The sequence below is a fragment of the Enterobacter cloacae complex sp. S3 genome (assembly GCF_014930495.1).
GTDB lineage: Bacteria > Pseudomonadota > Gammaproteobacteria > Enterobacterales > Enterobacteriaceae > Enterobacter > Enterobacter asburiae_B.
On the sequence record NZ_JADBRD010000012.1, the window covers coordinates 33,039 to 39,731 of the forward strand.

At 51.1% G+C, this 6,693-nt stretch carries 6 protein-coding genes; 2 read left to right on the forward strand and 4 right to left on the reverse strand.

Going from position 1 to position 6,693, the window contains the following annotated elements; translation table 11 throughout:
- The 4 genes from cyoA to IM317_RS06455 all read right to left on the reverse strand — a co-directional run bounded on the left by cyoA (position 1) and on the right by IM317_RS06455 (position 5,180).
- Positions 1–927: a ubiquinol oxidase subunit II gene (gene cyoA / locus IM317_RS06440; RefSeq protein WP_023137327.1), complete on the reverse strand. Its 927-nt coding sequence runs from the start codon at positions 925–927 to the stop codon at positions 1–3.
- Between the two features lie 105 nt (positions 928–1,032).
- Complete coding sequence (locus tag IM317_RS06445) at positions 1,033–2,565, reverse strand: DHA2 family efflux MFS transporter permease subunit (RefSeq protein WP_023137328.1); 1,533 nt, start codon at positions 2,563–2,565, stop codon at positions 1,033–1,035.
- Between the two features lie 3 nt (positions 2,566–2,568).
- Positions 2,569–3,768: an HlyD family efflux transporter periplasmic adaptor subunit gene (locus IM317_RS06450; RefSeq protein WP_003036413.1), complete on the reverse strand. Its 1,200-nt coding sequence runs from the start codon at positions 3,766–3,768 to the stop codon at positions 2,569–2,571.
- Positions 3,768–5,180 (reverse strand): efflux transporter outer membrane subunit, encoded by a 1,413-nt coding sequence (locus tag IM317_RS06455; protein ID WP_003036410.1) that lies wholly within the window; start codon positions 5,178–5,180, stop codon positions 3,768–3,770. Before IM317_RS06455 ends, IM317_RS06450 begins: the two co-directional genes overlap by 1 nt.
- 272 nt (positions 5,181–5,452) lie before the next feature.
- Between IM317_RS06455 and IM317_RS06460 the strand changes: the two genes are divergently transcribed.
- On the forward strand, positions 5,453–6,127 hold the full coding sequence (locus tag IM317_RS06460) for a TetR/AcrR family transcriptional regulator (protein ID WP_003036407.1): 675 nt from the start codon (positions 5,453–5,455) through the stop codon (positions 6,125–6,127).
- A 237-nt stretch (positions 6,128–6,364) separates the two neighbouring features.
- A partial coding sequence (locus IM317_RS23910) for a hypothetical protein (protein ID WP_227010863.1) occupies positions 6,365–6,693 on the forward strand: 329 nt, incomplete at its 3' end.

Below are 6,693 nucleotides of genomic sequence, written 5' to 3' on the forward strand. Positions count from 1 at the left end.
TTAATTTCCCCGCGCTCTGTGTGAGAGGTGTTGTTCCGGCTCTGACCCAGTCATTCCCGTCTCCTTATCGTGATCGTGTGCTTTAAATTTTTCAGTCACGTATCTGAACAACGTCGGATCGATGACAGAGAAGAATTCAACCGGGTGGTTTTCGTCAGGCTCAGCCAGTTTTTCAAAATCAGCCGGACCGAGCAGCATATCCGGTGATTTCTTCACATCAGCGATCCACTGTTCAAACGCGGTATTATCCGGTACGGCAGTCGCTTTAAATTTCATGCCGGAAAAGCCCCTGCCGCTGTAACTGGACGAGATTCCGTTGAAGGTTCCCGTTTCACCGGCGATCAGATGCAGCCGGGTCTGCATGCCCGGCATCGCATAAATCTGGCTGCCGAGTGCCGGAATAAAAAAGCCATTCATCACGGAATTGGATGTAATACGCAAATTCAAGGGGGTATTTACCGGGAATACAATCTGATTGACGGTGGCAATGCCCTGTTGGGGATAAATAAACAACCATTTCCAGTCCAGGGAGATGACTTCGATATCGATGGGTTTCACCGCAGAGGTCAGTGGCCTGGATGGGTCAAGCGCATGGGTGGACTTCCATGTCAGCACGGCCAGAAACAGAATAATCAGGACGGGCACCGTCCAGACCACCGCCTCCACTTTATTGGAGTGGGACCAGTCAGGCGTATATTTCGCCGTGGTATTCGTGGTCCGGTATTTCCAGGTAAACACAACTGCCATCAGAACCACGGGAATAACGACCACTAACATCAGACAAAAAGCCGTAATGATTAGCGCCCGTTGTTCAATAGCGATTTGCCCTTTGGGATCAAGTAAAACAGCATGACATCCGCTTAGTAATAACGTCCCTGTTATTACCGGCAGGCATTTCACAATGGTCTTATATTTATGATATCGCATGGGACAACCTCATTTCACGGACTTGCAGACCGGCAATAAATAATGAAACCTTTTCACGGGGAGATACTCTGCCCTTCTCATTCCCGCTACCGCCATTCCTGTTATTTAATGGCCCGACATCTTCTGAAGCGGCCCTTTCGGTTTTTTGATTAGCCAGATAATGCCTATGGACCCCAGCATCAGAACGGTGGCCGACTGATAGAAATCGTTCGTTGCCAGCATGATGGCCTGACTGTCGATCATTCTCGAAAACAGAGCCGCTGACGTGTCTGTCGGAATACCGGCCGCGCCCAGCGTGTTGCTGACAATCCCTGGCACGTCAGGATTGATTGCCGTCACCAGCTCCGCTCGGTTAAATTTTGTCATATGTTCCCAGTAGGTCTGGGTCAGGGAAGAGCCTACCGCCATGCACATGACACGCAGGAAGTTCTGCAGCCCGGAACCGGCTGCCACTTTCTCCGGCGGCAGTTCGGACACGCCCAGCGAGGTGAGCGTGATAAGGCAGGCGGGAACTCCGGCCCCCAGAACGAACATGGGAACGGCAACTGACATAAAGTCAGCCTGCGACGTCAGCAGGGCACGCATCACAAAGGAGACCGCCAGTACCCCCATGCCATAGCTCACCAGCAGACGGGGATCGACCTTCGGCAGCAGACGACCAATTATGGGCGAGCTCAGGACGGCCAGGATCCCCATGGGGCCCGTCGCATACCCGGCCCAGGTTGCCGTGTATCCCATCCATTGCTGTAACCAGAGGGGGGTCAGCACGATATTCCCGAAGAAAATACCGAACATCAGACAGAGCGTGACGGTAGATACCACCCAGTTACGTGACTTAAATACGCTCAGATCCAGCACCGGTTGCTCAGCGGTGAGCTCCCAGATAATCAGCGAGATCAGGGCAATAGCGGCCACAATGGCGCAGACAATGATAATATCCGAGGAAAACCAGTCCAGTTCACGTCCTTTATCCAGCATGATCTGAAAGGCTGCCACAAAGATGACGAGCAGACCCAGCCCCACGCTGTCCAGCCGGGAACGGCTGATATGTGTTTCTTTCCCCTTCAGCACCCACCAGGTCCCAAACCCCACAATCAGACCAAAGCCGATATTGATGTAAAATACCCACTGCCAGCTCCAGTTATCCGAGATAAGCCCACCCAGTATCGGACCGAATATAGGCGCTACTACCGTCATCATTCCCCAGAGCGCCACGGCAATGTTGGCCTGTTTCTTCGGGAAGGCTGCAAGCAGCAACGTGGAAGAAAGCGGGATCAGCGGGCCACCGGCAAGCCCCTGCAGCACACGGAAAATGGCCAGGCTCGGTAGTGACCAGGAAAGACCGCAGCAGACAGAAAAAATCACAAATGCAACAACAGAAAAAAGGAATACGCGCACCTGACCGAACTGCATCGCCAGCCAGCCGGTCAGCGGCACCGTGATGGCTTCAGCCACCGCATAGGCGGTGATGATCCAGATTCCTTCTGTTGTCGACACGCCCAGGTAACCGGATATTGTGGGCATCGCGACGTTAGTAATGGTGGTATCGAGTACCACCATAAAATTCCCGAGCGAGAGCACGATTGCCGCAACAACCAGTTTGAATCCGGACAGAGGTGGAAATGCTGAACCAGACATACCTTATTTCTCCGTGTGGTCATCTCTGGCATTCGATGTCAGGTCCACCGTCACTTCCATGGACAGCCCGATGCGCAGAGGATTTTTACGCAGTTCTTCCCGCTCCAGACGAACACGCACCGGCAGTCGCTGCACGACCTTAATCCAGTTACCCGTGGCATTCTGCGCCGGTATCAGTGAAAGCGCGGAACCGGAGCCTCCGTCAAATCCCTGAACCACACCGTGATAAACAACACCGCTGCCGTACAGGTCTGAAGTCAGCTCTACCTTCTGGCCCGGTCTGACGTCGCTGAGCTGACCTTCCTTGAAATTCGCATCAACATAAATATCCTCGATGGGCACAACCCGCATCAGCCGGTTTCCAGCCTGAACATGCTGCCCGATATCCACTGAGCGCTGTGTTACCACTCCATCCACCGGGGCCCGGATAACCATACGCGCCAGGTTTATACGGGCCTGATCGAGACGGGTTCTGGCCGCCACCACAATGGGGTTAGTTTCAACGGTACTGTTCAGAAACAGGGCCTCGTTCGCCTGCCGGGATCCTTTTGCTTCGACACTGCCAGCGCGAGCAGCTTTCAGACTGGCTTCCGCTTCTCCCAGCGCGGCCGTTGCCTCCCGTAATTCTGTCTGCGCATCCGTAAAATCCTGCTCAGATACGGCCCCGGCTTTCACCAGATTCCGGCGACGTCGCTCATCAAGGGTGGCCTTATCAAACCGGGCTCGTGCCCTCGCCACATCATGTTCGGCGCTCTGAATACCTGCTTCACGCGAATCAAGCTGTCCGCTCAGAGCGGTGTCATTGGCCATAATCTGCATCACCTTCCGCCGGGCGCTGCCAAGCTCAGCTTCAGCCTGTGACACCGCAATTCTGGCGTCCGTCTCATCAAGCACGACCAGTACATCACCGGCATGCACAAGCTGCGTGTTGACCACATTTACTTTCTTCACCGGTCCGCCGACAAGCGGCGTGACGTCTGCGACTTCGGCAGCGGTATAGGCGTTATCCGTTGAGACGGATTTACCGGCAAAGAAAATCAGCCAGATGGCATAACCGATGGCGATAAGAATCAGGACGCCACCAAACAAAGCGAATAATTTACGGCGATGCTTTTTTTTATCACCGCTATCCGGTTTTGCATTCGTGTTATCCAGAGCCCTGTCCATATCCTGTGGGCCGTTTTTATCTTTATCTTCAGTCATTACGGTTTCACCTGCGCATCAAATGTTGAACTGGATTCAAATCCGCCCCCAAGGGCCTTGACGAGTGACACATCCAAGACATAACCCCGGGAATGCATGGCTGTATTCGCCAGCTCAGCCTGGAGTAACGCATCTTCAGAAATGAGAACTTCCTGATAATCGGCCAGCCCCCCCTGATACCGGGCTTTTGCCAGATGATAAGCTTCCTCGCTGTGGGACAAAGCAGATGCGGTTGCTTCTGACCTGCCCACCAGAGCAGCAAGGCTCCGTGTAACATCAGCAGTTTCACGTAATGCCTGTGTCAGCGCCTCGTTATACGACGCCACCGCATATTCATATTCCGCTCTCGCACCTTTATAGTTGGCGCGTAAACGCCCGCCTTCAAAAAGGGGTAAGCTGATGGCAGGTCCGACGCTCCCGATATCAGAGCCCGAGCTGAACAGGTTATTCAGCCCCAGTGACTGGTATCCGACGAAGGCCATCAGGTTCACGTTCGGGTAAAACTGCGCTCTGGCAACACCGATATTGCTGGCGGCGGCTTCAACCCGCCACCGTGCGGCCACCACTTCCGGATTGCGTCCGAGCAGGTTTGCGTTCAGCGCATCAGGTAACCCGACAGGGCGGCGCATCTGCAACCGGGGTCTGAGGATATCCAGCCCTCTGTCCGGCCCCCGGCCCAGTAAAGCCGCGATGCCGTTTTGGGTTAATTTGATTTGCTCATCGGCTTCAGCCAGCGCCGCTCTGGCGACATCCAGCCGGGCACCGCTTTCTTCCACGGAGACTCTGGAATCAAGTCCCTGAGCATGGCGTAACTGCACCAGCCTGACGGTATCCGTCCGGTTACGCAGTTGTCGGGCCGCAATGTCACGACTGTCATACTGGTACTGCAGACGGATATAAGCGTCCGCGAGCATCGTCGTCAGCATCAGTTTCGCGGCGGCGGCATCTGCCTCAGCAGCGCTGGCTTCGGATGTCGCGGCACGCAGCGCATCCCGGTTTTTACCCCAGAAATCCAGTTCCCAGCTAAAGTTGAGGCTGGCCTGCCCCATATCATTCCATCCGTGCGGCACGGCTGTTTTAGGGTAGATGTAGTTGTAGCTGAGCTTCTCTTTATCAATGGACGCGCTGGCGTCCATTGACGGGTATAACCGGGAACGGGCGACACCGGTTCTGGCCGTGGCTTCACGCACCCGGGCTTCTGCCTGTGCCAGAGAAGGTGAATGCGCGGTGGCTTCACTCATCAGCTGGTTAAGCTGCGTATCGCCGAAGGCCATCCACCATTTTTCCTGCGGCCAGTCAGCATGCGGAGCGGAAAAACTGCGTTGTGAAATCAGCGCCGCAGCCTGCTCCGGCTGAGGAGCAGTTCCCAGATCGGGGATCGCAGCACATGACCCCAAAGCAAGACTGAGCACGGAGATAACACATCCTTTCAGATAATGCGGACGGTACCTTACTGACTTCGTCCCATGTGCAAATCTGTAACCTGACACACACCTCATTCTTGATCGCCCTGTTTATTCTAGTTTACGGCGAACAAAGTAAACCGATCGGTTCGGTACAGTCAAGACCAAATTTCACTCAACTACGTCGCAAAAATACGTGAGTAGCACTCAGGCCTGAACGATATGATTTCGAGTTTCATCTTATGGTAAGATCAAGCTTTATTCCGGATAAGGAAGTGCAGATGTCGGTATCAACAAAGACCTCAATTGACACTAGAAGAAAAAATAAAATACTTTCTAATGATATAGTTAGTAACTTACCTGAAAAAGCACAACGCGTGCTTGAAGGAGCAAAAGCTATTTTTCTGGAAAGAGGCTATGCAGCAGCATCAACAGATATGATCCAACAGGCTGCTGGAGTCTCAAAATCAACCGTATATGCATATTATCCAAATAAAGAAGCATTATTTACAGCAGTGATTGAAATAGAATGTGAGCGTTTTCTTCAAAAAGTACATAAAATTAAAATTTCGGGAAAAGATATTTATGATAAATTATTTAAAATAGCCCGAACGTATCTGGATATTGTGCTTTCGGAAAATGGCCTCGCTCTCTACCGTGTTGTAGCTTCTGAAACACCGCGTTTTCCTGAATTAGGTAGACGTTTCTATTTAGCAGGTCCAGAAAAGATAAATAACATTGTTGAAGAAATACTACAACAAGCTGAATCTAAAGGAGAAATCTCGTTAGGTGGTATTGGGCGAAATGCAGTTGCTTCCTTATTCGTGAATATGGTACGCGGTGAGCCTCAAATACAGTGCTTAATGCATCCAAAATCTTCCACTTCTGCTGCACAGCGTGATCAATGGGCAAAGGATGCGGTCAATGCCTTTTTATTAGCCTTTCGTAAAGGATAATTATAATCTCCAGTTTTAAAGAAATTAGAAGATGCTCAGGAGTTTATAATATTATCAATTTGTTCCATATTATTATATGGAACACTACCATCAAGTGGATTACATTTTCCGAATCGTTCTTCTCTATAACTCCAGGCGACTAAATTTAGTTAGCGCCCTAACTTGCCTCTTGACAGAAATTTTGTCTATCCTGATCAAATCGAACCGTACCGTTCGTTTTAGTCAGGAGACGTTAGCATGATCGGAGTAGTAAGGTTTTCAGAACTAATGGAGCACTGGGAGGCAATTTCTCTACCAGCACCAGGAAGCATCTATGAGCCAAAGCAGCGCTCAAGCAACTGCCTCAAACATAACCCTTGCAACATAAAAGATTGGATTACTATTGAATTCTCTCAACAGGGATCCTACAAACGAAAATATGAAAATTTTCGCCATAAAGATCTTGTACTACTACTCTTTATTATTTCGGCTCGATATTTTATTCATAGAGTTTTATCTTCGTTAGTCTTAATATTATTCAGTTCATCCTTCATTATGCTCTCAGGAAATTGTCTCCTCATCCATAG

Bases quoted from the DNA above. Each gene is read 5' to 3' on its own strand.
- IM317_RS06450 (WP_003036413.1), bottom strand. From the start codon at position 3,768: ATGACTGAAGATAAAGATAAAAACGGCCCACAGGATATGGACAGGGCT.
- IM317_RS06460 (WP_003036407.1), top strand. From the start codon at position 5,453: ATGTCGGTATCAACAAAGACCTCAATTGACACTAGAAGAAAAAATAAA.
- cyoA (WP_023137327.1), bottom strand. From the start codon at position 927: ATGCGATATCATAAATATAAGACCATTGTGAAATGCCTGCCGGTAATA.
- IM317_RS06445 (WP_023137328.1), bottom strand. From the start codon at position 2,565: ATGTCTGGTTCAGCATTTCCACCTCTGTCCGGATTCAAACTGGTTGTT.